This is a genomic window from Staphylococcus sp. FSL W8-0305 (assembly GCF_037966415.1).
Lineage (GTDB): Bacteria > Bacillota > Bacilli > Staphylococcales > Staphylococcaceae > Staphylococcus > Staphylococcus aureus.
The window spans coordinates 1,763,201-1,788,319 of sequence record NZ_CP150198.1; the positions used below are offsets into that span (position 1 = coordinate 1,763,201).

The 25,119-nt window shown below is 33.8% G+C and carries 21 protein-coding genes; 6 read left to right on the forward strand and 15 right to left on the reverse strand.

Annotated elements, in window-relative coordinates:
* Positions 1–46 precede the first annotated feature (46 nt).
* From NST10_RS08750 to rbsK, 4 genes are all read left to right on the forward strand, one after another.
* Positions 47–1,045: a LacI family DNA-binding transcriptional regulator gene (locus NST10_RS08750; protein WP_000757884.1), complete on the forward strand. Its 999-nt coding sequence runs from the start codon at positions 47–49 to the stop codon at positions 1,043–1,045.
* Positions 1,046–1,276: 231 nt separating this feature from the next.
* Positions 1,277–2,158, forward strand: coding sequence for a ribose transporter RbsU (rbsU, locus tag NST10_RS08755; protein ID WP_000029204.1), 882 nt, complete (start codon positions 1,277–1,279; stop codon positions 2,156–2,158).
* 14 nt (positions 2,159–2,172) lie between these two features.
* On the forward strand, positions 2,173–2,577 hold the full coding sequence (gene rbsD, locus NST10_RS08760; protein WP_339209484.1) for a D-ribose pyranase: 405 nt from the start codon (positions 2,173–2,175) through the stop codon (positions 2,575–2,577).
* 27 nt (positions 2,578–2,604) lie between these two features.
* Positions 2,605–3,519, forward strand: a complete 915-nt coding sequence (rbsK, locus tag NST10_RS08765; RefSeq protein ID WP_000182742.1) for a ribokinase — start codon at positions 2,605–2,607, stop codon at positions 3,517–3,519.
* Positions 3,520–3,616: 97 nt separating this feature from the next.
* Here rbsK and NST10_RS08770 read toward each other — a convergent pair whose 3' ends face one another.
* Positions 3,617–3,751: a hypothetical protein gene (locus NST10_RS08770; RefSeq protein ID WP_031788454.1), complete on the reverse strand. Its 135-nt coding sequence runs from the start codon at positions 3,749–3,751 to the stop codon at positions 3,617–3,619.
* 18 nt (positions 3,752–3,769) lie between these two features.
* Here NST10_RS08770 and NST10_RS08775 point away from each other — a divergent pair, with 18 nt between their 5' ends.
* Positions 3,770–4,531 (forward strand): class I SAM-dependent methyltransferase, encoded by a 762-nt coding sequence (locus NST10_RS08775; protein WP_000031265.1) that lies wholly within the window; start codon positions 3,770–3,772, stop codon positions 4,529–4,531.
* Between the two features lie 494 nt (positions 4,532–5,025).
* Here the strand turns inward: NST10_RS08775 and NST10_RS08780 are convergent, their stop codons facing one another.
* Both NST10_RS08780 and NST10_RS08785 read right to left on the reverse strand, forming a co-directional pair.
* Positions 5,026–6,462, reverse strand: a complete 1,437-nt coding sequence (locus tag NST10_RS08780) for a 6-phospho-beta-glucosidase (RefSeq protein ID WP_000163995.1) — start codon at positions 6,460–6,462, stop codon at positions 5,026–5,028.
* 15 nt (positions 6,463–6,477) lie between these two features.
* Entirely contained in the window at positions 6,478–7,269 is a 792-nt protein-coding gene (locus NST10_RS08785; RefSeq protein ID WP_000527262.1) for a glucose PTS transporter subunit IIA, read from the reverse strand.
* Between the two features lie 146 nt (positions 7,270–7,415).
* Here NST10_RS08785 and NST10_RS08790 point away from each other — a divergent pair, with 146 nt between their 5' ends.
* Complete coding sequence (locus tag NST10_RS08790; protein WP_000922328.1) at positions 7,416–8,120, forward strand: GntR family transcriptional regulator; 705 nt, start codon at positions 7,416–7,418, stop codon at positions 8,118–8,120.
* Between the two features lie 225 nt (positions 8,121–8,345).
* Here NST10_RS08790 and NST10_RS08795 read toward each other — a convergent pair whose 3' ends face one another.
* The 12 genes from NST10_RS08795 to tarK form a co-directional block, all read right to left on the reverse strand.
* Positions 8,346–10,637 carry a cbb3-type cytochrome c oxidase subunit I gene (locus NST10_RS08795; RefSeq protein WP_000062636.1) on the reverse strand — a complete coding sequence of 764 codons (2,292 nt, stop codon included), beginning with the start codon at positions 10,635–10,637 and terminating at the stop codon, positions 8,346–8,348.
* A gap of 340 nt (positions 10,638–10,977) precedes the next feature.
* On the reverse strand, positions 10,978–11,679 hold the full coding sequence (gene lrgB / locus NST10_RS08800; protein WP_000607067.1) for an antiholin-like protein LrgB: 702 nt from the start codon (positions 11,677–11,679) through the stop codon (positions 10,978–10,980).
* On the reverse strand, positions 11,672–12,115 hold the full coding sequence (gene lrgA, locus NST10_RS08805) for an antiholin-like murein hydrolase modulator LrgA (protein ID WP_001792906.1): 444 nt from the start codon (positions 12,113–12,115) through the stop codon (positions 11,672–11,674). The genes lrgB and lrgA overlap by 8 nt, the downstream gene beginning before the upstream one ends.
* Before the next feature lie 112 nt (positions 12,116–12,227).
* Entirely contained in the window at positions 12,228–12,968 is a 741-nt protein-coding gene (locus NST10_RS08810; RefSeq protein ID WP_000645453.1) for a response regulator transcription factor LytR, read from the reverse strand.
* A gap of 2 nt (positions 12,969–12,970) precedes the next feature.
* The gene (locus NST10_RS08815; RefSeq protein WP_000950282.1) at positions 12,971–14,725 is read right to left on the reverse strand and encodes a sensor histidine kinase; all 1,755 of its coding nucleotides are present in this window, start codon (positions 14,723–14,725) and stop codon (positions 12,971–12,973) included.
* A gap of 250 nt (positions 14,726–14,975) precedes the next feature.
* Complete coding sequence (gene scdA / locus NST10_RS08820) at positions 14,976–15,650, reverse strand: iron-sulfur cluster repair di-iron protein ScdA (protein WP_000608835.1); 675 nt, start codon at positions 15,648–15,650, stop codon at positions 14,976–14,978.
* A 139-nt stretch (positions 15,651–15,789) separates the two neighbouring features.
* Entirely contained in the window at positions 15,790–17,514 is a 1,725-nt protein-coding gene (gene tarS / locus NST10_RS08825; protein ID WP_000975347.1) for a poly(ribitol-phosphate) beta-N-acetylglucosaminyltransferase, read from the reverse strand.
* Positions 17,515–17,546: 32 nt separating this feature from the next.
* Complete coding sequence (gene tarL / locus NST10_RS08830; RefSeq protein WP_000240920.1) at positions 17,547–19,235, reverse strand: teichoic acid ribitol-phosphate polymerase TarL; 1,689 nt, start codon at positions 19,233–19,235, stop codon at positions 17,547–17,549.
* Between the two features lie 21 nt (positions 19,236–19,256).
* Positions 19,257–20,282, reverse strand: coding sequence for a ribitol-5-phosphate dehydrogenase (locus NST10_RS08835; RefSeq protein WP_000610203.1), 1,026 nt, complete (start codon positions 20,280–20,282; stop codon positions 19,257–19,259).
* Positions 20,275–20,991, reverse strand: coding sequence for a D-ribitol-5-phosphate cytidylyltransferase (locus tag NST10_RS08840; protein WP_000872486.1), 717 nt, complete (start codon positions 20,989–20,991; stop codon positions 20,275–20,277). The genes NST10_RS08835 and NST10_RS08840 overlap by 8 nt, the downstream gene beginning before the upstream one ends.
* 275 nt (positions 20,992–21,266) lie before the next feature.
* Positions 21,267–22,436, reverse strand: coding sequence for a teichoic acid glycerol-phosphate transferase TarF (gene tarF, locus NST10_RS08845; protein WP_000598264.1), 1,170 nt, complete (start codon positions 22,434–22,436; stop codon positions 21,267–21,269).
* A gap of 969 nt (positions 22,437–23,405) precedes the next feature.
* Positions 23,406–25,100: a teichoic acid ribitol-phosphate polymerase TarK gene (gene tarK, locus NST10_RS08850; RefSeq protein ID WP_000169001.1), complete on the reverse strand. Its 1,695-nt coding sequence runs from the start codon at positions 25,098–25,100 to the stop codon at positions 23,406–23,408.
* Positions 25,101–25,119 lie beyond the last annotated feature (19 nt).

A 25,119-nucleotide genomic window follows, 5' to 3' on the forward strand; every position in this document is an offset into this window, starting at 1 on the left:
TATATAACTGTATGATTAATTACACAATAAAGAGAAGGAATATAATATGAAAAAAGTGTCAATTAAAGATGTTGCTAGAGAAGCTGGTGTATCAGTCACAACTGTGTCACATATTTTAAATCATAATGATAGTCGTTTTTCCGCAACAACGATAAAAAACGTACATGCTGTTTCAGAACGTTTAGGCTACGCCCCTAACAAACATGCAAAACAATTGCGCGGCAGTAAAATTCAAACTATTGGCGTCATTTTACCTAGCTTAACAAATCCGTTTTTCTCAGCACTGATGCAAAGTATTCATGACCATAAACCATCTGATGTTGATTTATGCTTTTTAACATCTACAGCAACTGATTTGTATGACAATATTAAACATTTAATTGATCGAGGTATTGACGGATTAATTATCGCACAATACATTTCATCCCCGGACGCCCTAAATAACTATCTAAAGAAACATCATGTACCTTATGTCGTACTGGATCAAAATGACCATCAAGGCTATACAGATTTTGTTCGGACAAATGAATATCAAGGCGGACAACTTGCAGCACAACATTTAATAGAACTCGGTCACAACAATATGATGATTGTTGCACCATATGACATGATGGCGAATATGTCGACTCGTGTCGCTGGATTTGTTGATACTTTGCGCGCGAATCAATTGCCAGAACCACAAATCGTCCATACTGAATTATCTAAGCGTGGTGGGCTAACCATTGTTGATGACATCATGGTTCAATCTGCCACTGCAATCTTCGCTATTAACGATGAACTCGCTATTGGCATTTTACGAGGACTAATTGAACATGGCATCAGTATCCCGAAAGATATCTCATTAATAGGTTATGACGACATTGATTATGCAGCGTACGTCTCGCCACCTTTAACTACTGTGGCACAACCTATAACTGATATTGGCAAAACATCTTTAACCTTATTACTTCAACGATTACAGCACTTAGATAAATCCATTGATATGATTGAATTACCAACGACTTTAAAAATTCGTGCAACAACTGGCTATCATCTTTCAAACTAACTACGTATCTTCCGAAATATACTCATCATTGTTAGGCCCTTAGCGTTGCTTTAATGCTGAGGGTTTTTAATCATAATTATTTCACTATGAAATTAAAATAATAATGTATGAATTTTCAAATATGATTTAAACGTTTTCAGCTTTTATGAAAACGCATGCATTTTACAAATAAAAATGGTACGATGGCACTGGTAAAACGTTTTACTAAAAACAAATCGTGAGGTGTATAACATGAGCATTGTTGCATTACTTATCGGGTTAGGCCCCTTAATTGGCTGGGGCTTCTTCCCAACAGTCGCTTCAAAGTTTGGTGGTAAACCTGTACATCAAATTATCGGTGCTACTGTAGGTACGTTAATCTTCGCTATTATATTAGCCGTAGTCACATCAAGTGGCTTTCCTACTGGAACCAATTTGCTATTCGCCTTATTATCAGGTGCAGGATGGGGATTCGGACAAATCATTACATTTAAAGCGTTCGAATTAGTCGGCTCATCTCGTGCCATGCCAGTCACAACAGCATTCCAATTATTAGGCGCATCTTTATGGGGTGTCTTTGCATTAGGAAATTGGCCAGGCATTGGTCATAAAATCATTGGATTTACAGCTTTAGTCGTTATTCTAATTGGTGCGCGTATGACAGTTTGGAGTGAACGCAAAGAAGCAAGTAACGCCAAAAATTTACGTCGTGCAGTGGTACTTCTGTTAATTGGTGAATTTGGATACTGGTTATATTCAGCTGCACCGCAAGCAACTTCTATTGATGGCCTAACTGCCTTTTTACCTCAAGCAATGGGTATGGTAATTGTTGCAGTCATTTATGGCTTTATGAATATGAAAGCAGAGAATCCATTCCGTAATAAAATTACGTGGTTACAAATTATTTCAGGTTTCTTCTTTGCATTTGGTGCCTTAACATATCTTATTTCAGCACAACCTAATATGAATGGTTTAGCAACTGGATTTATTCTTTCTCAAACATCCGTTGTGCTTGCTACATTAACTGGTATTTATTTCTTAAAACAACATAAAACGTCAAAAGAAATGGTTATTACAATCATCGGCTTAGTACTCATTTTAGTAGCCGCTTCTGTTACAGTATTTATAAAATAAGGAGTGTAGATGTCATGAAAAAATCAGCTGTTTTAAATGAACATATTTCAAAAGCAATCGCGACAATTGGTCATTTTGATCTATTAACAATTAATGACGCTGGCATGCCAATTCCAAATGATCATAGTCGTATCGACCTAGCTGTCACAAAAAACTTACCGCGCTTTATTGATGTCTTAGCTACAGTGTTAGAAGAAATGGAAATCCAAAAAATATACTTAGCAGAAGAAATAAAAGAACATAACCCTACACAATTGCAACAAATTAAACAATTGATTTCATCGGAAATCGAAATCATTTTCATTCCTCACGAAGAAATGAAAAGTAACTTAGCTCACCCATTAAATAAAGGTAATATTCGTACTGGTGAGACAACGCCCTACTCTAATATTGCATTAGAATCGAATGTTACTTTTTAAAAATTATAACTTGAAAGGAGCATACACATGACCAACAAAGTTGTTATTTTAGGTTCAACGAATGTCGATCAATTTTTAACAGTTGAAAGATATGCACAACCAGGCGAAACATTACATGTTGAAGAAGCACAAAAAGCATTCGGCGGAGGTAAAGGTGCCAACCAGGCTATTGCCACTGCACGCATGCAAGCAGACACAACATTTATTACTAAAATTGGCACTGATGGCGTTGCTGATTTCATCTTAGAAGATTTTAAAGCGGCTCATATTGATACGTCATATATTATCAAAACAGCTGAAGCAAAAACGGGCCAAGCCTTTATCACTGTGAATGCAGAAGGACAAAACACCATCTATGTTTATGGTGGTGCGAATATGACGATGACACCTGAAGATGTTATTAACGCAAAAGACGCTATAATCAATGCAGACTTTGTCGTTGCACAATTAGAAGTACCCATCCCGGCTATTATATCTGCATTTGAAATTGCCAAGGCACATGGTGTGACGACTGTATTAAATCCTGCACCAGCGAAAGCATTACCTAATGAATTATTGTCATTAATCGATATTATTGTGCCAAACGAAACAGAAGCCGAATTGTTATCTGGGATTAAAGTAACAAATGAACAATCTATGAAAGACAATGCCAATTACTTTTTATCTTTAGGCATTAAGACTGTTTTGATTACGCTAGGTAAGCAAGGTACATATTTTGCTACTAAAAATCAAAGCCAACACATCGAAGCTTATAAAGTAAATGCGATTGATACAACTGCTGCAGGCGACACATTTATTGGTGCATTTGTCAGTCGCTTAAACAAGTCGCAAGATAACTTAGCAGATGCTATTGATTTTGGTAATAAAGCGAGCTCACTCACTGTACAAAAACACGGCGCGCAAGCATCTATTCCTCTACTAGAAGAAGTAAATCAAGTTTAAATGAATCAAACACAGCTATGATATGAAGGTTTAGCATATAACATGCAACATTCGTATATCATGGCTGTGCTTTTTTATCTTTATAAAACATCATCTATTAGAAATAATTTTCCACTAAACCTATGCTTGAAGACTCATGTTTAGTTATAAATGAAGTGACAATTTTTTGTAATCTTGTTAACTTCCAAATTATCGCATATAAATATGCTATATTAATGATAATAATTATCAATTAAAAGGAGGTTATGTTATGTCCAAAGAAGCTGGTCATACATTTTTAGCTAAATTAGGAAAAACTCGTCTACGCCCCGGTGGTAAAGAAGCAACAGATTGGTTAATACAACAAGGGGCATTTTCACAAGATAAGCAAGTGTTAGAAGTGGCATGTAATATGTGCACAACATCTATTTATCTAGCTCATACATACGGCTGTCACATTCAAGGCGTTGATATAAATAAGAAAGCATTAGAAAAAGCACAGGAAAATATTTCAGCAGCAGGTCTTGAATCATATATTCAAGTTCAACAAGCGAATGCTGTTAAATTGCCCTTTGATGACAATCAATTCGATATCGTTTTAAATGAAGCAATGTTAACAATGTTACCCATCGCCATAAAGGAAAAAGCATTACGCGAGTACTACCGAGTCTTAAAGCCTGGGGGTATCTTGTTAACACATGATATTGTCATCGTTAATGAATCACATGCCACACATGTAGTTAAATCATTATCTGCAGCAATTAATGTCAATGTCTCACCGCAGACGAAACTTGGCTGGTTAGATTTATATCATCAAGCTGGTTTTAATCATGTACATTATCATACTGGTCCAATGAGTTTAATGACACCAAAAGGTTTAATTTATGACGAAGGTATTGTTGGAACTATAAAGATTATCAACAATGCTTTAAAAAAAGAAAATCGACCAATGTTTTGTAAAATGTTTAAAACGATGACTAAATTGCGTAAAGATATGAATTATATTACTTTTGTCGCTAAAAAAGAGCACTAAATATAATGCCACTAACTGTACTTTATATCTATGTTTGACTGTTACTTTAATTTCTTTGTGACACTAATCATCTACTTAACAATATCGTTATCGTTGATTAGTAGGTCATCAATTTTGGTTAAAGGCTTTTATAAATACTCAAACATTAACACTATACATACTTAGTTAGTGGCATTATTTTTTTCTTAAAATTTTAACATCACGGGATTAGGACAAAAATGATATTTTCGCAAAATTTATTTCTGTCCTTCCCCAACTTGCATTGCCTGTAGAATTTCTTTTCGAAATTCTCTATGTTGGGGCCCCGCCAACTTGCATTGCCTGTTGAAATTGGTGTTCCAATTTCTCTGTGTTGGGGGCCTGCCAACTCGCACATTATTGTAAGCTGTATTTCCGCCAGCTTCTATGTTGGGGGCCTGCCAATATAACACTTTAGGGCCTACCATATTAATTTATGTCTCGGGCTCTAACCCTAAAATACTTATAATGTACCTTTATAATTTATCTCCATTTGATGCTATCACTTGTTGATACCAATAGAACGAATCTTTTTTCAAGCGTTCCATCGTGCCACGACCATCATTATCTCGATCAACATATATTAAACCATAGCGTTTCTTCATTTCACCAGTTGTAAATGAAACAATATCAATGATTCCCCACGGTGTATAACCGATTAAATCTACACCATCTTGATCAACTGCTTCTATCGCTGCTGTAATATGTGCTTTTAAATATTCAATGCGATAATCATCATGAATATGTCCATCTACCACTTCATCAACTGCACCAAAACCATTTTCCACAATAAAAAGTGGCAACTGATAACGATCATATAACACATTCAATGTATATCTTAAGCCATCTGGATCAATCGCCCAACCCCAATCACTCGTTGCGATATGCGGATTCTCCACAGAATGATTCAAACCACCGTTGACGATGTTGTTTTCAACTGTAGTATCAACATCATGTTTTACAGCCGTAGACATGTAATAACTAAAGCCAATATAATCAACCGTGCCCTGCTGTAAAATACTGTCGTCCCCTTCTTGCCATCCAAAATCATATCCTTTTCGTGCCAACATTTTTTTAGCATAGCTTGGATAATAACCTCTTACTTGAACATCCGGGAAAAAGAAACGTAAGCGATTCGCAATTTGTGCTTCCATCATATCTTTCGGATGACACGAATATGGATAAATGGGTACATGTGAAATCATTGTTCCAATCTTAAATTTCGGATTAATCTCTTTACCAAGACGAACCGCTAAAGCACTGGCTAAAAGTTCATGATGTGCTACTTGATACAAGACTTCTTCAGGATTATCATTTTCTGTCAATGCTACCCCAGAATTCGTCCATAAAAAGATAGGATTTGATGTGTCCATCTGATTATTTATTTCATTAAACGTCATCCAATATGTCACTTTATCTTTATATCTTTCAAATACAACACGCGCAAAATGCACAAAATAATTGACAACTTCTCTATTTCTAAATCCACCATAATGTTTCGCTAAATGAAGTGGCATCTCAAAATGTGATAACGTCACAACAGGTTCAATACCTTGTGCAATTAATTCATCAAAGATACGATCATAAAAGGCAAGTCCTTCTTCATTTGGCACATCTTCATCCCCATTCGGAAAGATACGTGTCCAAGCAATCGACGTACGTAAACATTTCAATCCCATTTCTTTAAACAAGGCAATATCTTCCTTATAACGATGATAAAAATCAATACCTTCATGATTTGGATAATAGTGATTGGGATCTATAGATTCTGTAATCTGACGTGCTTTACCATGTGCACCACTCGTCATAACATCAATTACACTTAACCCTTTACCACCTTTATCATATCCACCTTCAAATTGATTGGCGGCAAGAGCGCCACCCCACATAAAATTTTGCGGTAATTTTGTCATTATTACAACACACTCCTAGTTTTTAAATATTTTAAAAATAACATCTTCAGTCGTAATGATTTCATTCATTGTCAGTTCTACTTTTCCTAAATCGGCAGAATTGCTAATAACGACAATAACGTCAGCATTGTAGCCTTGTTGTTGTATATATTGCTGGTCGAATTGTAACAACGTTTGCCCTGCTTCAACACGATCATTTTGCTTTACAAAGCACTCGAATCCTTTACCTTCCAAGTCAACTGTATTCACACCAATATGAATGACTATGTCCACACCGTCTTCTGATTGAATACCAACTGCATGCTTAGTTGGTACAATCATAGATACTAAACCATTGAACGGTGCGATTACTTTGGATTCTTCATGAGCTTTGATTGCCAAGCCTTCGCCTACCATTTTCTCTCTAAAAATTGAATCTCTTACTTCTTTAAGTAAAATACGACGACCAGCGATTGGTGCTTTCACTAAAATTGGTGTTGTCACTTTTGCTTGCGCTTTCTGTTCTGTTTCTTGAGTATCCACAGCATCATGATTCGTATCTTCTTGATGCTTGGCGTCGTCCATTAACAATTGTAATTGTTGATATACATATTTTACTTCTTCATTAAATACGATAACTAACTGTGTTTCATTTTCATCAACTGACGCCACGCCATCTATTTGTGTTACTTCATTAGCAGTAGAAGGAATTGCATGATGCATATGAATGGTCATGCGTACCGTATCATACGATACATTAACAATATTTTCGACACCCCCCACAGCTGTAAGGATGTCTTGAGCATAATCTTTATATTTATTGCCCATAAGTATTACCCCCTCAACTTGATAATAGAATGGAAATATATGACTTATCATAATTATAATTGTACCGGTTCAATTTGTAAACGCCGATACAATTATAATATTTTGTGCTATAATAATTACAGACAAAGTGAAACGAGGACAGAATATTGTTAAAGTATGAACATATTGCTAAGCAACTTAATGCGTTTATACATCAATCTAATTTCAAACCCGGTGATAAATTGCCAAGCGTGACGCAATTAAAAGAACGTTATCAAGTAAGTAAGAGTACTATCATTAAAGCATTAGGCTTATTGGAACAAGATGGTTTGATCTATCAAGCACAAGGCAGTGGTATTTATGTGAGAAATATTGCAGATGCAAATCGTATCAATGTTTTTAAGACCAATGGTTTTTCTAAAAGTTTAGGCGAACATCGAATGACAAGTAAGGTACTTGTTTTTAAGGAGATTGCAACGCCACCTAAATCTGTACAAGATGAGCTCCAATTAAATGCAGATGATACCGTCTACTATTTAGAGCGATTAAGATTCGTGGACGATGATGTTTTATGTATCGAATATTCTTATTATCATAAAGAAATCGTGAAATATTTAAATGATGATATTGCTAAGGGCTCTATCTTCGATTATTTAGAATCAAACATGAAACTTCGTATTGGTTTTTCAGATATTTTCTTTAATGTAGATCAACTCACTTCAAGTGAAGCTTCATTACTACAATTATCTGCAGGTGAACCATGTTTACGTTATCACCAAACGTTTTATACAATGACTGGCAAACCTTTTGATTCATCTGACATCGTATTTCATTATCGTCATGCACAGTTTTATATTCCTAGTAAAAAGTAATACAAACATCAAAACGTCTATATTCCAGTTATAAACCGGAGTATAGACGTTTTATAGGACATAATTTCTTTAAAAACAGTGAGAAGTACATTTTCAATCAGAAAATTACTTTTTACTGTTCTTTATATATACATAATCTAAGAACTTATAGTTTGAATCCTATTGTATAATATCTCTTCGTCTCAAACGTTAAAACACACTAAGATCACTCAGTAATAAGATGATCTATACTCTGTATTTTGGTTTTAAGTGTCTGTATCCCCTTATAAAAATAACTACTAATATAATGACACCTACTGTGAATATAATGTCCCAAGGCATTCTACCCCACATGATTGCTTTTACAAGTGGTTGTTCATAAAATGACGTTAGTCTTGAATGCCAATAACCATGTTCTAATGCATCTTTAAGTTGGATATAACCTACTGGCATTAATGTAATGAACACCATACCTGCCAAGCCAACATTTAAAGCCCAACATGATATTTTAATCCATTTTTCAACTTTCGGTGTCCAAAATTCTTTTTTAGTAATATTTTTAAAAACATACAACGCAATTGCAATTGAGAACATACCATACACGCCAGCCATAGAACCATGGGCATGTGCTGCAGTCCATTGCGTACCATGTTCAAAGTAGTTAACTGCTGGTGTGTTAATTAAAAAGCCTAATGCTCCAGCACCAATTGCATTCCACAATCCTGTTGAAGCAAGAAAAATAAATGTACCTTTGTAAGGAAAAGCGATGTCACTTTTCTTATATAAGCGATAGTGTGTGTATGCTTCCCAAATTAATAAACAAAGTGGCACGACTTCTAATGCTGAAAAACAAGAACCCAGTGCTAGCCATATGGAATGATCACCTTGCCAATAGTAATGATGACCCATACCAACAATACCTGTACCTAGTAATAGGATTAATTGAAAATATAATGCACGAATCGTCGTTTCAATGGTAGTTAATTTCATATTAACCATTAAGAAACCAATCAACACTACGGCAAATGCTTCAAATATACCTTCAACCCATAAGTGAACAATCCACCATCGCCAGTAATCTGCAAACGTCACATGTGAATTCGGCATTATAAATAATGATGCAAGATAAAATAACGGAATTGCAATTGCTCCAACAAACAATAGCGTCAATAAGTGACGTTTATCATGATTCGCTTGTACTTTGTTGCGAATAGCTGGTAAAAACCCTCGACAAAGAATGATAACCCATAAGACCATACCTACTATAAATAATATTTGCCAAAATTTACCTAATTCTATATATTCCCAACCAAAGTGCCCGAATAGCCACCAATGAGAATCAATCCAACCTAAAATATGACCCCATTCTCCAATCATGCTGCCCATCACAACTATGATTAAGGCCCAAAACAAGATATCTACTAATACGCCTTGTTTCTTTGGTTCTTTGCCCAATACTTTAGGTACAATGTATATTCCTGCTGCTAACCAAGTCGTAGCAACCCAGAAAATAACTAATTGCACATGCCATGTCTTCGCAATATTAAATGGAAAGAGCCTTTGTATTTCTATACCAAAAAATTTATTCTCTACATAATAATGTGCCAGTAATTCGCCTAATAATATTTGAACCAAAAATAGTAACATGACAACGACTAAATATTTCCCAACTTTTCGCTGACTATCAGTGATTTTACTATCTACTTCAATCTTTGGTAGTTCCCGTTCCGACTCATACGTCGGCTTCATGTCAAATTCATAACGCTTTTGAATATATATAATGAATGCCAAGCCTGCAATCAGTAATGTTACAGATATAGCAGTCCATAAAATTCCTGCACTAGGCAACGTATTTCCTGCATCCACATCGTATGGCCAATTATTTGTATATGAAAATGTTTTTCCAGGTCTATCTGTTGATGATAGCCAAGCACCCCAGAAAAAGAATTGACTTAAATGTTCAACTTTATTTCCTGCGACCATATAATCATCATTTTGAAACTGTTTAATCATATTTTCATTTAACCCTACTTGTTTAGGGTTATTAACAAACTCTTTTTTATAATAATCTTGCAAATATTTTAGACCGTATACTTGTCCTGGCGTTAATACAAGTTGATCTTCTTTTTCAGAATAACGATTAATCCGTATTTCTTTCATCACTTTATCTTTAACTACGGCTAACTCTGCATGATTTAATTTATGAAGTTGCTTATGATAAATATCTTGTGCATAATATTTACGCATACCAATCAGGTAATGATGTAATGCCTCTGCTGTATAATCTGGGCCTAAGTAGGAACCATTGCCCAGGTAGGAGCCATAATCTGTTAACCCATATTTCTCATATATCGCTTGCCCACTGATTAGCTCGCCTTTTGTAACAAGCGTATGACCTTGTTGATCTACTATCTTTGTTGGACGAGGTGCTTCATTTTTAAAAATATACCAACCACCTACTAGTAAAATTGAAAACACAATCACTAAAATCGTTAGTAGCACTTTAACTAAACGTTTATATGAACTTTGCATACTCATTTATAAAATCTCCTCTTAATTGCATTCTTACATATAAGCATACGCCGTTTTTTTATAAAGTGTTGATGACATTAAGTAATTTCAAGAATTTGTCGAAAAATATTTAATTGAAATTTCACAAATGATATAACTTACATTTTAATTCTTAGTTAAATTAATTCGTTCTATCATTTTTCAAAAGCCGCAATACATAAAACGAACGCCTAAATACCATAAAACCTAGTAAAAAGTAATAAATACATAAAAACGTCTATATCCCAGTTATAAACCGGAGTATAGACGTTTTTTTACGATAATAACAATGGCTCAAATTGCTATTATCTTGCTTAGGTTTTTCGTTTTAGAAGAATATTGCTACAAAGACAGGCACAACTGCTACAACAACTACACCAACTAACACTAAAGCTATACTTGCCATTGATTCTTCTACAGGTCCTAATTCTTTGGCTGGTGCTACACCTAATGTGTGACCACTTGTTCCAAGTGCTAATCCTCGGGCAATAGGGTTAGTAATTCGGAAAAGCTTCAAGAATTTATTACCTAGGGCATAAATAATGACACCATTTAAAATAACTGCTAATGATGTTAATTCTTTTATACCACCGATACCAGCTGATACTGGTAACGCAATCGCTGTAGTTGCTGCTTGAGGTAACATTGATAAAATAACATCATTGGCAAATTGTGCTAACTTCGCAAAAGTTAAAATAATTAATAACGCTACAACTGTACCGATACCAATACCTCCGATGATACGATGCCAATGTTTAACAAGCACTTCACGCTTTTTATATAACGGAATCGCAAAACAGATTGTTGCTGGTTCTAAGAAGAAGTAAATAATGTCTCCACCTATTTTGTAAGTTTTATACGGAATTCCTGTTAAATAGAGGAAGGCCACACCAAATACCATACTGACAAATAGCGGTGCGAATAAGAAGAAACGATTTGTTTTTTCAAATAATATGGTTGCTAAGAAAAATGGTATAACGGATAACAGTATTCCGAAGTAAGGTGTGTTTAGTGCTAAGTGGTTAATCATGAGCTTGTGCCTCCTCTATTTTGATCTTTTTTGTGACTTTGTCACCTTTAGATCTCGAAGTAACTTTCATAATAATTTGTGTGACATAGCCAGTACAAATAAGTAATAGTATTGTTGAGACGATTATTAGTCCAATGATTAAAAATGGTGCTTGGCTAATGACACCTAAAGAGTTAACAACTGAGATACCGGCTGGTACGAAGAGTAAGCCAATGTTATTTGTTAGTGTCGTTCCTACTTTTTCGACTTCGCCTAACTTAACAGCACCAGTACATAATAATACAAATAATAATACTAAACCGATTACTGATGCAGGCATAGGAATTGGCATAAATGATTCAATTATTTTCGATACAAAGAGTACTAAAGCAATTACAATGACTTGGTGAAAAAAGTGTGCTGGTTTTGATGCGTCTTTTTGTTGTTTCACGACCATTGCCTCCTACGTTTGATTTAACTAAAGTATAGATGGCTCACTTTGATTTGCGTGAATTTTAGTCCGAAATACAAAATATCATAGGTAAAATGCATAAAAAAAAGGATTACTGTTAAAGTAATCCTATCGACGCTTTAAAATCTTTCATAAATGAACGTCCAACTTGCATCTTGACACCATTTGTCAATATTACCATATAAGTGTAGTTAAACCATTGTTGCACTTCTTTAATGTGTTTCGTGTTAATAATATATGAACGATGAATACGTATGAAATAAGCGGGATTCAATCGTTTTTCATAACGATTCAATGGCTCTGTTGTTTCGTATTTATGATTCGTTGTATGTATGGTTGTAATACCATTATGTGTGCCAATCCCAATAATATTTTGTTGCTTTAACATGTGAATTTTATCGTCAATTTCAACAGGTAAACTTTGATCAAAATTCGCCGACATATCATTCGCAATTGCATTTGCGCTATTATCATCTTTGGCTTTAGTCGCACGAACTTTATTGACTGCTTGTTCAATACGTTTTTGACCAAACGGTTTCAAAATATAGTCTGTCGCATTTAATTCAAATGCCTGTACTGCGTATTGGTCATGTGCAGTTGCAAAAATAATCGCAGGTGGCTCTTTCATCTTTTGAATTTTAGCTCCTAATTCGATACCATTTTCATCCATTAAATTGACATCTAAAAATATAATGTCATATTGATTTATCAGTAGTGCTTCCAATGTTTCTTTTACATTTTCTGCCTCATTAATTTCTTCAAAACCACCAATTTCATTTAATAAATATGTTAATTCATTACGTGCTAATGGCTCATCATCTATGATTAATGCTTTCATATTTATTCCTCCTCTTGTCTTTCATAAGGAAGTACACACCAAAAAGTGGTACCGCTCGATGTCGATTCAAATTGTAATGCTGCGGATTTTCCAAATAATCCTTTTAGGCGTAAGTTTAAATTTTCTAAAGCACTACCAGTTCCAGATTCTGATTCTACAGATGTTTCTCCCAACAAATGCATTTTATCTTTAGAAATACCCTGACCATTATCTTGTACAATAATACGTACATGTGTTGCAGTTTCTTTAATCACTGACACGTCAATATCGTTACCTTGCTTTCGATTCGTAAACGCATGTTTGATAGCATTTTCAACTAAAATTTGAATTAAAAATGGTGGTACAAGCACATTGCGATATTTGTCTTCAACATTAATATTGATATTAAATCTTCCTGGATAACGTGCTTGTTCGAGTGATAAGTATGCACGCACTTGACTTAACTCTTTATCTAAAGTAATCGTATGTTGCTTTGAGCCTTGTAAATTCGCTCTGAAAAAATAACTCAATTCTAATAGTAACTCTCGTGCCTTTTCGCTATTTATTCTAACTAAAGCTGAAATCGTGTTAATTGAATTGAAGAAAAAATGTGGACTCACTTGTGCCTGTAATGACTTAATCTCAGCATCTTTCAATAACTTACTTTGCGTTTCGGCTTCACCAAGTTCAATTTGGCTACTAAAAATATTTGCCAATCCTTCTGCAAGTTGACGTTCCACAAAAGTTAAATCATTAGGGTTTGTAAAATACATCTTCAATGTACCGACGATAGAACCATGCATCTCAAGTGGTATCACGATAGCTGCTCTAAGCGGGCAATTCGGATGACTACAACCAATCTCTTCTTTAGTATGAACTTCTTTCAACTTCCCTGATTTCAATACATCTTTAGACAGACTTGTTAATATTTCATTTGTTGGTATGTGATGATCACTACCTGCACCTACATGCGATAAAATTTCATTTTTGCTTGTAATTGCTACGGCAGATACTTTCATTAAATTTTTAATAATCATCGCAATTTGCTGTGCCGATTCTCTATTCAATCCTTCTTTAAAATACGGCAATGTCTGGTTCATCAATTGCAGTACATCATGTGTTTGAACAGCCTTCATTTGCTCCTCTTGCTTTAATGTTGAAATGATAATAGACATAAAAATCGCCGTACCAACGCTATTAACAATAATCATTGGTAGTGCAATTAATGATATGAGGTCAACCGCATATGCTTTGTCGTGGGAAAATGTTAAAATGCTCAACATTTGAATCATTTCCATAACAATTCCAATCATGGCACTTTTTGCAATACTCGGGTAACGCTTGCGTCTTTGAGCTTGTAAGCCAAAATAACCAGCAATTATACCGATAAATATAGATGATATAAGATAAACTTGTGCATCCGCCCCACCCATATACACTCTGAAAATACCTGAAATAACGCCAACAAATAGACCTACAAAAGGGCCACCAACTAATCCTGCGACACCTATCGTTAATACACGTGTGTTAGCTAAAGATACATCATCATCTAAACGGAAGTACACACTTCCTGACAAACTATGTTGATGATCGATGACGATACCAGTTAAATTAGACATTAAGGCAAACAAACTGAAAATAATACATAATTGCCAACGTGCTTTCCATGTACGTCGACGATTCATTAAGTTTTTAAAATATGGAATATTCATCAACACATAGGCCAAAATAATAATTAAACCTACACGCTCAAGTAATAACATTGTTAGCGATAGCACGATAGCACCTCAGTGAATTATAATTATGTTTATTTTATCATAATAGTGCATGTAAAATTCATGAATAAATTATTAAAAAATCACGCTACGATTTAATTATCTACAGCATTAAAATTTCATATCATTTCTTATACTATATTGATCATTTTTCTTTTCAAATAATGATGTTCATGTCACTATTATGACTTTTATACATAGCGAAAAACTGCTGGACTTATTTTTGCCAACAGTTTCTAATCGCGTTATTTAGTTATGATACTTTTTTAAATAATACGTGATTCTCTAAATGTACGTGTTCATGTGTTAACACTTCAAGTGCTTTTAATCTCTGATAAACGAGTCGCCAAGTACCACACGCTTCTATCGGAGGTTCATAACTAGATGTTAATTCGCTCATTTTTACTAACAATTGTCCCGTTGCAATGTGGTCTGAAACTAAATCATCTATCACAGTATTAATATCGTCTACTACCTCACCTTGCTCATATTTAATGAGTTTTGGAAAATCGACATCGTCTTCTTTTTGCATATGCTCTAACATGCCATTTTTAAATGTATCGTATGTTTCTTTTAACTCAACTAAATATGGATGGTTAGGTCCATGTACTTTCGATAACTTCGTCACATAAGGTGTTAAATTTTTAAATTCTTCTCTTAGAGGTTCATGATATGCTGATTGAATATATTGAATAAGTGATGAAACATTTAAAAATTTAGGATTAAGCGAACCTGGTGTATTCGTTTGTTCAACTTCATTGAGACGCTGTAATAATTCGTTCAAATCTACATTTTTCTTTTCTAAGGATGCTGCTTCTATACTTACTTGTCCGCCGCAACAAAAATCTATTCCCACACTTCTAAAAATATCCGCTGCTTTCGGATAATCAGTTACTACATCTGCTACTATGTCATTTTTATTTATCATTATAGATAACCTCCTCATTTCCAGTGTATACAATTTAATGTATTTGAAAATGATAAACGAGGAAATGTCATAATCATGTCATAAACAGTAAAATAAAACCCTCAAATCATGTTAGTTCACAATGATTTGAGGGGTTTTATTATTTATTTAGTGGATAAGTGATATGTGCAGTATTTAACTTAACAATATTTTTGAAGTCTCGCTTCTTAATATCTTTGCTAAGTAAGATTTGAACTTCGTTTTCTGATGTTTGGCTTAACATTCCCATCACCATGTCGTCTTTTAGCACGACACTAGCCATACCTTCTTCAAATACATAACCACGATCCAGACCAGTTAAAATGATTTTGTTTTTACCTTTTAACTTCATTGAGATTGAATCCGTTAATGTAATAGCTGTAAAGTATAACGAAATGTTATTAAAGTCTTTTGTGAAATACGGTGTTAATCTATAAAAATCATTATTCAAATGAATTAATGCACTTGTTTCTGCAGTATAAGCATATTTATTACGTTGATTACCAACACGCACTTCAAATACTTCCGTACCTATTTGGACTTCTAAGAAAACATCCCAAATTTTTTCTTTAGGTAAATACGCTTTAATATCTTCTAACATAATGTTAAAACGATATTGTTTATTCGCATTGACACTTAAAGGTACATACATTGTGTGCTTCTTGTTTCGTGAATGTAATTTAAGTCTGACATCATAATGTCCTTCGCCAATCATAAATTCATTTAGCGTTAGCTCTGTAACAATTTTATGATTATCAAATTTAAATGCTGTCATTTTCACTTTTGGCTTAGCGATATCAATGCCTTCAAAGTATGGTTCGCCTTCATTGAATTGAATGTTTAATTTACCATCTACAATATCAAAACGGTAGTATTGACCTTGACGGTAACTTTCTTCTACAGTTCTATAGTTGTCTATATCTTTCGCTCTCGCGTAGTGCAACAATGGTCGTAATTTACTCATCACCAATGCATCTACACGTTCTGGAACTGCTTGTATAAAGTCTCCTAGAGCATTAATCCATTGTGGTTGATCTTCTAGTTTAACTTTAAGTGAGAAGCCATTCGTACGAGAAAAACTAAAATGACGATTTAAAAATTCTGCTAAGATTTGATCTTTATGGGCTTCTTCTAAATCTGCATTTAATATTTCTACAGCAATCAATCTCATGACTTCGTAAAAGTCTTCAGGTGAAACATACGCACTACTCATATGTTCACCTTCACGCTTTGTAGCATAATAATACGCTTTATCACTTAACACACTGATTCGATTTGCATTCAAATATGCTTTCATTGTAAATAATTGATCTTCTGCACTCTTTAATTCTTCTGGAAAATAAATGTCATTATCTTTTAGTAATGCTGTTCTATAGATTTTAGTCGGGCTTAAAGTATAGATAATTCTTGAATTTAACAAAGTAACTTCAGGTGCTGTTTCTTTAAACATAGATTGTGGTACACCACGACCATTAACACCTTTCATTTTAATCAATAAGACATCTGAGTGATGTTCATCAATAAATGCTGCTGCATCCTTTAAAGTCTCTTTGTTTATATAGTCATCGGAGTCCACAAATAATACAAATTCACCTTCTGCTTGTTTTAACGCCACATTTCTAGGTTTACCTGGACCACCAGAATTTGTTTCGAGTTGACTTACTTTCAAGTTCAATTTATTGCGATACTTTTCAACTATTTGTAACGTTTGATCTGTTGAACAGTCATCAACTACAACCACTTCAAATTCAGTTTTCGGAAAATCTTGTTTCGCAAGGCTATTGAGTAATTCTGTTATATACTTTTCTGAATTGTATGTTGGAACTATTACTGAAAATTTCATCATTATACCTCTCCCACTTTGACTACTATATAAACTTAGCTACCAAATAAATTTCTGACTAAACGCTCACTTGATCGACCATCTTGATATTTAAAATGTTTATCTAAGAATGGAATGACTTTTTCTCCTTCATAATCTTCATTGTCCAAGGCGTCCATTAATGCGTCAAATGATTGCACAATTTTACCTGGAACAAATGATTCATATGGCTCATAAAAATCACGCGTCGTAATATAATCTTCTAAATCAAATGCATAGAAAATCATTGGCTTTTTAAATACTGCATATTCATATATTAAAGATGAATAGTCACTAATTAATAAATCTGTTATGAACAGTATATCATTAACTTCTCTAAAGTCAGAAACGTCAACAAAATATTGTTTATGTTTGTCTGCAATATTAAGTCTATTTTTCACAAATGGATGCATTTTAAATAATACAACCGCGTTATTTTTTTCGCAATATCTTGCTAAACGTTCGAAATCAATTTTGAAAAATGGGTAATGTGCTGTACCATGACCACTACCTCTAAATGTTGGTGCGAAAAGAATGACTTTCTTACCTTTAATAATTGGTAATTCATCTTCCATCTCTTGTTTGATCTGTGTCGCATAAGCTTCATCAAATAGTACATCAGTACGTGGAACACCTGTAGGCACTACATTTTTCTCTTTAATACCAAATGCTTCAGCGTAGAATGGAATATCGGTTTCAGATGATACATAAGCTTTTGTATAGCTACGATGATTTAATGAATCAATAAATGGTCCACCCTTTTTACCAGTACGACTAAAGCCAACTGTTTTAAAGGCACCAACGGCATGCCATACTTGAATAACTTCTTGAGAACGTCTAAAACGCACTGTATAAATCAATGGGTGAAAGTCATCAACAAAGATGTAGTCTGCCTTCCCAAGTAAATATGGCAATCTAAACTTGTCGATGATGCCACGTCTATCTGTAATATTCGCTTTAAAAACAGTGTGAATATCATACTTTTTATCTAAATTTTGACGTAACATTTCGTTATAGATGTATTCAAAGTTTCCAGACATCGTTGGTCTAGAGTCTGATGTGAACAACACCGTATTCCCTTTTTTCAAGTGGAAAAATTTCGTCGTATTAAATATCGCTTTAAAAATAAATTGTCTTGTATTAAATGATTGTTTGCGGAAATACTTACGTAATTCTTTATATTTACGAACGATATAAATACTTTTAACTTCCGGAGTCGTTACAACAACATCAAGGACAAATTCATTAACATCGCTAGAAATTTCAGGTGTAACAGTATAAACCGTTTTCTTTGAAATGCCGCCTTTTCTAAATTCTTTTAGGTAAGTCTGCAATAAGAAATTGATTTTACCATTTTGTGTTTCTAATTCGTTGTATTCTTCTTCTTGTTCTGGCTTTAGATTTTGATATGCATCATTAATCACATCTGGGTTTAACTGTGCAATATAATCAAGTTCTTGCTCATTCACTAATAAGTACTTATCTTCAGGTAAGTAATAACCATTATCTAAGATAGCTACATTGAAACGACAAACGAATTGATTCCCATCTATTTTGACATCATTCGCTTTCATTGTACGTGTCTCAGTTAAATTTCTTAATACAAAATTACTATCTTCTAAATCTAGGTTTTCACTATGTCCTTCAACGAATAATTGAACACGCTCCCAATAGATTTTATCTATATATATCTTACTTTTAACCAACGTTAATTCATCCTTTTCTATTTACATAATCCATTTTAATACTGTTTTACCCCAAGATGTAGACAGGTCTGCTTCAAAAGCTTCTGTAAGATCATTAATTGTTGCAATTTCAAATTCTTGACCTTTTAACAACGCTAATTTATCTACAATATCTGGGTATTGAATGTATAAGTCTACAACATCTTGGAAATCTTTTGAACCACTTCGACTACTACCAATCAACGTTAGTCCTTTTTCCAATACGAGACGTGTATTAACTTCTACTGGGAACTCACTTACACCTAACAGTGCAATGCTTCCTTCTGGTGAAATATAATCAATCATTTGATTTATTGCTGATTGGCTACCACGCCCACCAACGCACTCAAATGCATGATCAAATGTTAAGCCTTCAGGTATTTTATTAATAAAGAAGACATCATCAACAAATGAGAAGTGACTCAATTTATAATCTGTTTTACCAAAGACATATATTTTAGACTCTGGATATAATTTACGTAATAAAATGGCTGTAATGTAACCTAAGTTACCATCACCCCAAATACCAAATGTATTTTTATTTGAAATAGATTTCTTTTCAAAACGACGAATAGCATGCAAACTTACTGTTACAAGCTCTGTATATGAAATAATACTTAAATCAATATCATCAGGTAGTGGTACAGCTCTATCATGATTTAGCAACACAAAATCTTGCATAAACCCATCATGTCCACTTGATCTGAAGTAGCTCGATTTTAAATAGTTTTCAGCAATGACATCGTCTTTTTCTGTCGGTGTATTCGGTACCATAACTACTTTTGTACCTTTATTAAACACACCTTTACTGTCAAATACGACCTCACCAACACCTTCATGAATTAAAGACATTGGCAATTTCTGAGATAAGACATTCTCATCACGGCTACCAGTATAATATCTTTGATCGGCAGCACAAATTGACATATATAAAGGACGTACAATGACATAGTCACTGTAAATATCTACGTTGTTATACGTAACTTCAAATTGTCTAGGTGCAACTAATTGATATACTTGATTAATCATCGGCAATACCACCTCGAATAATAGCATTCGCTACTTTTAAATCGTAAGGTGTTGTTACTTTAATGTTATATAACTCACCTTTTACAAGTCGAACCGGTTTGTTTGTTTCTACAATAATCTTACAAGCATCAGATAAAATACTCTTTTGCTCATCACTCAACTGTGCATAGCTTTCTTTTAATAAATTAATATTAAACGATTGAGGTGTTTGACCTTGGTACATTTCATTACGCACTGGAATTGCATCAATCGTTTGATTATCTTTAGATGTAACAATCGTATCTATAGCATCAATCACTGTATCTACTGCACCGTATTCTAAAGCAGCTTGAATATTTTCTTTAATAATACGATGCGTTAAAAATGGTCTAACTGCATCATGTGTCACAATGACATCGTCATCGTTAATACCATTTGTTGATTCAATATGTTTAACGATATTCATAATTGTATCGTTACGATCGCTACCACCTTGAATGACTTCAATTCTTTCATCAGAAATTTTGAATTTTCTAAGTGTATCTTTCGTATGCGTCATCCATTGTTGTGGCGTCGCGATAATAATTTTTTCAAAATCATTAATTAAAATAAATTTTTCTAATGTATGGATTAAAATCGGTTTGTTGTCTAAATCTAAAAATTGTTTAGGTAAAGGTACGTTACCCATTCTTGAGCCTATACCTCCAGCTAGAATACCAGCGTATTTCATAAAATACTTCCTCCATTCAACTATATCTATATTTAATTATTTAAATTTCGTTGCATTTTTCAATTGAAAACTCATTTTAAAATCAAAACTCTAAATGTCTGTGTATTACTTAAAATTATACATATTTTGCTTATATTTTAGCATATTTTGTTTAAAACTATATTACATTATATCAGACGTTTTCATACACAAATAATAACATACAAGCAAACATTTCGTTTATTATTTATATCACTTAACTAATTAATTTATAATTTTTTATTGTTTTTAAGTTATCACTTAAAAATCGTTTGGCAAATTCGTTGTGACGCGTGTCCATCTTCTAATGAACAGAATTTTTGATAAAATACCGTTCGTGCTTCAATATACTCATTTGCAGTCTCATCGATTTGTTTTAATGCATCAATGAGTGCTGTTTGATTTTGAACAATTGGACCTGGCAACTCTTTTTTATAATCCATGTAAAAACCTCTAAGCTCATCGCCATATTTATCTAAGTCATACGCATAGAAAATTTGCGGACGCTTTAATACACCGAAGTCGAACATGACAGATGAGTAGTCGGTAACTAACGCATCGCTGATTAAGTATAAATCCGAAATGTCTTCATAATCTGAAACGTCTTTCACAAAATCATCATGTTCATCAATACGTGTCACAACTAAATAATGCATGCGTAATAAAATGACATAATCATCATCCAGCGCTTGACGCAAAGCTTCTATATCAAAGTTAACATTAAATTGATATGAACCTTCTCGAATCGCTTCATCGTCACGCCAAGTTGGCGCATACATAATCACTTTTTTATCTAATGGAATATTTAATCTTGTCTTAATACCGTTAATATATTCAGTATCATTGCGCTTATGTGATAATTTATCATTTCTTGGATAACCTGTTTCCAAAATCTTATCTCGACTAACATGAAATGCATGTTGAAATATCGATGTAGAATATGGATTAGGTGACACTAGATAATCCCAACGTTGGCTTTCTTTTTTAAAGCCATCTTGGTAATTTTGAGTATTTGTTCCTAGCATTTTAACATTACTAATATCCAAACCAATCTTTTTCAATGGCGTGCCATGCCATGTTTGTAAGTACGTCGTTCGCGGTGATTTGTATAACCAATCTGGTGTACGTGTGTTAATCATCCACGCTTTCGCTCTTGGCATCGCTAAAAACCATTTCATTGAAAACTTTGTAACATATGGTACATTGTGCTGTTGGAATATGTGTTCATATCCTTTTTTTACACCCCATATTAATTGGGCATCGCTATGTTCAGTTAAGTATTCATATAATGCTTTGGGATTGTCGCTGTATTGTTTACCATGAAAGCTTTCAAAATAAATTAGATTCTTGTTTGGCAATTTTGATAGTAATTTAAAAGTCGTATATATACTGTGTTCTATCAATTTTTTAATTGTAGTTTTAATCATGTCGTACCTCCGACGTGTTTTTGTAATTATATTAATATGTATGAGCAAGCTCATTGTAACCATGCCTATTATAGCATTTCAGCATAAAATACATTTAACCATTACACTTGTCGTTAATTATCATACGAAATACATGATTAATGTACCACTTTAACATAACAAAAAATCGTTATCCATTCATAACGTATGTGTTTTCACATTTATGAATTAGATAACGATTGGATTGATTATTTTATTTTACAAAATGACAATTCAGTTGGAACAGGCTGGGACATAAATCAATGTTCTATGCTCTACGAAGTTATATTGGCAGTAGTTGACTGAACGAAAATGCACTTGTAACAAGCTTTTTTCAATTCTAGTCAGGGGCCCCAACAAAGAGAAATTGGATTTCCAATTTCTACAGACAATGCAAGTTGGGGTGTGGGCCCTAACACAGAAAATTCATTTTATTGAATTTTACATTTATGTGCAAGTTGGGCAAAGTGTCTTATTTTTTCAAAGTATTTAAAAGTAAAATTACATGTTAATACGTAGTATTAATGGCGAGACTCCTGAGGGAGCAGTGCCAGTCGAAGACAGGGGCCCCAACACAGAAGCTGACATATAGTCAGCTTACAACAATGTGCCGGTTGGGGTGGCTGAGACGGCACCCTAGGAAGGGACCCGTCATCAAAAATTCTATTTATAGAATTTTACAGTAATGTGCCAGACGGGCAAAGCGAAGCCATTCAATACGAAGTATTGTATAAATAGAGAACAGCAGTAAGATATTTTCTAATTGAAAATTATCTTACTGCTGTTTTTTTAGGGATTTATGTCCCAGCCTCTTATGCATGAAAAATCAAAAGGTTATTCTCATTGTATAGTCCTGCTTCTCATCATGACATGTTGCTCACTTCATTGTCATAACCCTTCTTGAAAACTATGCCTTATGATCATTTGCATGGCAAGTAATATATGCCAACATTAGCGTCTAAACAAATCTTTGACTAAACGTTCACTTGAGCGACCATCTTGATATTTAAAATGTTTATCTAAGAATGGTACAACTTTTTCAACCTCATAATCTTCATTGTCCAAAGCATCCATTAATGCATCAAAGGATTGTACAATTTTACCTGGAACAAATGATTCATATGGTTCATAGAAATCACGCGTCGTAATATAATCTTCTAAGTCAAATGCATAGAAAATCATTGGTTTTTTAAATACTGCATATTCATATATTAAAGATGAATAATCACTAATCAACAAGTCTGTAACAAAGAGAATATCGTTAACTTCACGATAATCTGACACATCGATAAAGTATTGTCTATGTTCACGTGAAATATTGAGTCTATTTTTTACGAACGGATGCATTTTGAATAACACAACTGCATTATGCTTCTCGCAATATCTTGCTAAACGTTCAAAATCAATTTTAAAAAATGGATAATGTGCCGTACCGTGACCATTACCTCTAAATGTCGGTGCGAATAGAATAACTTTCTTACCTTTTATAAGTGGTAATTCATTTTCCATCTCTTGTTTAATTTGTGTTGCATAAGCTTCATCAAATAGTACATCAGTACGTGGTACACCTGTTGGTACAACATTTTCTTCTCTAATTCCAAATGCTTCAGCATAAAATGGAATATCGGTTTCTGATGATACATAAGCTTTTGTATAGCTACGATGATTTAATGAATCAATAAACGGACCACCTTTTTTACCTGTACGACTAAAGCCAACTGTTTTAAAAGCACCAACGGCATGCCACACTTGAATAATTTCTTGTGATGGTCTAAAGCGAACCGTATAAATTAATGGATGGAAATCATCGACAAAAATATAATCAGCCTTACCAAGTAAATATGGCAATCTAAACTTGTCTCTCCATTTACGTCTATCCGTAATATTCGCCTTAAATACCGTTTTAATATCATAATCAAAATCTACTTTTTGGCGTAGTAACTCATCATATACATATTTAAAGTTACCTGATAAATTCGGACGTGAATCTGATGTGAATAATATTGTTTTGCTTCTTTTAATATGTAGTAACTTTGTAATATTAAAAATAGCTTTAAATAAGAAACTTCTACTTTCAAATGAAGCTTTATGGCCTTGTTTATGAAGCCAGTGTGCGCTTGTCGCAATGACCCCTGATTTCTCTTGAGGTAAGGTGATGTCAATATCAAATACAAATTCGTTAACGTCACTTGCTATTTCTGGAGTAATGGTATAAACCGTATGTTGTGATACGCCACCTTTGCGGAAAACTTTAGCTTCGTTGGCTAACACATAGTTTGCTTTTCCATTTTGTGTAGTCAGCTCATTGTATTCTTCAATTTGCTCTTCATTTAATGCCGCATAAGCTTGATCAATAATATTTGGATTAAGTTGTCCAATATACTCTAACTGGTCATGATAAACAAATAAATATTTATCCATTGGTAAATAATACCCATCGTCTAATATTGCGACATTGAATCTACATAGAAATGTATTACCGTCTATTTTCATTTCATTTGCTTCTAATGTTTTTGTTTCGGTTAAATTCCTCAGAACAAATTGTCCTGATGTTAAATCTACGCCTTCACTATGTCCTTCAATATATAACTGAACACGTTCCCAGTATATGTTATCAATATGTATTGCTTGTTTCGTTTTTGTCATTGTTATTCCCCCATCGGTT

Excerpts from the sequence above, each read along its gene's own strand:
- NST10_RS08750 (WP_000757884.1), top strand. The coding sequence starts at position 47 with ATGAAAAAAGTGTCAATTAAAGATGTTGCTAGAGAAGCTGGTGTATCA.
- rbsU (WP_000029204.1), top strand. The coding sequence starts at position 1,277 with ATGAGCATTGTTGCATTACTTATCGGGTTAGGCCCCTTAATTGGCTGG.
- rbsD (WP_339209484.1), top strand. The coding sequence starts at position 2,173 with ATGAAAAAATCAGCTGTTTTAAATGAACATATTTCAAAAGCAATCGCG.
- rbsK (WP_000182742.1), top strand. The coding sequence starts at position 2,605 with ATGACCAACAAAGTTGTTATTTTAGGTTCAACGAATGTCGATCAATTT.
- NST10_RS08775 (WP_000031265.1), top strand. The coding sequence starts at position 3,770 with ATGTCCAAAGAAGCTGGTCATACATTTTTAGCTAAATTAGGAAAAACT.
- NST10_RS08780 (WP_000163995.1), bottom strand. The coding sequence starts at position 6,462 with ATGACAAAATTACCGCAAAATTTTATGTGGGGTGGCGCTCTTGCCGCC.
- NST10_RS08785 (WP_000527262.1), bottom strand. The coding sequence starts at position 7,269 with ATGGGCAATAAATATAAAGATTATGCTCAAGACATCCTTACAGCTGTG.
- NST10_RS08795 (WP_000062636.1), bottom strand. The coding sequence starts at position 10,637 with ATGAGTATGCAAAGTTCATATAAACGTTTAGTTAAAGTGCTACTAACG.
- lrgB (WP_000607067.1), bottom strand. The coding sequence starts at position 11,679 with ATGATTAACCACTTAGCACTAAACACACCTTACTTCGGAATACTGTTA.
- lrgA (WP_001792906.1), bottom strand. The coding sequence starts at position 12,115 with ATGGTCGTGAAACAACAAAAAGACGCATCAAAACCAGCACACTTTTTT.
- NST10_RS08810 (WP_000645453.1), bottom strand. The coding sequence starts at position 12,968 with ATGAAAGCATTAATCATAGATGATGAGCCATTAGCACGTAATGAATTA.
- scdA (WP_000608835.1), bottom strand. The coding sequence starts at position 15,650 with ATGATAAATAAAAATGACATAGTAGCAGATGTAGTAACTGATTATCCG.
- tarS (WP_000975347.1), bottom strand. The coding sequence starts at position 17,514 with ATGATGAAATTTTCAGTAATAGTTCCAACATACAATTCAGAAAAGTAT.
- NST10_RS08835 (WP_000610203.1), bottom strand. The coding sequence starts at position 20,282 with ATGATTAATCAAGTATATCAATTAGTTGCACCTAGACAATTTGAAGTT.
- NST10_RS08840 (WP_000872486.1), bottom strand. The coding sequence starts at position 20,991 with ATGAAATACGCTGGTATTCTAGCTGGAGGTATAGGCTCAAGAATGGGT.
- tarF (WP_000598264.1), bottom strand. The coding sequence starts at position 22,436 with ATGATTAAAACTACAATTAAAAAATTGATAGAACACAGTATATATACG.
- tarK (WP_000169001.1), bottom strand. The coding sequence starts at position 25,100 with ATGACAAAAACGAAACAAGCAATACATATTGATAACATATACTGGGAA.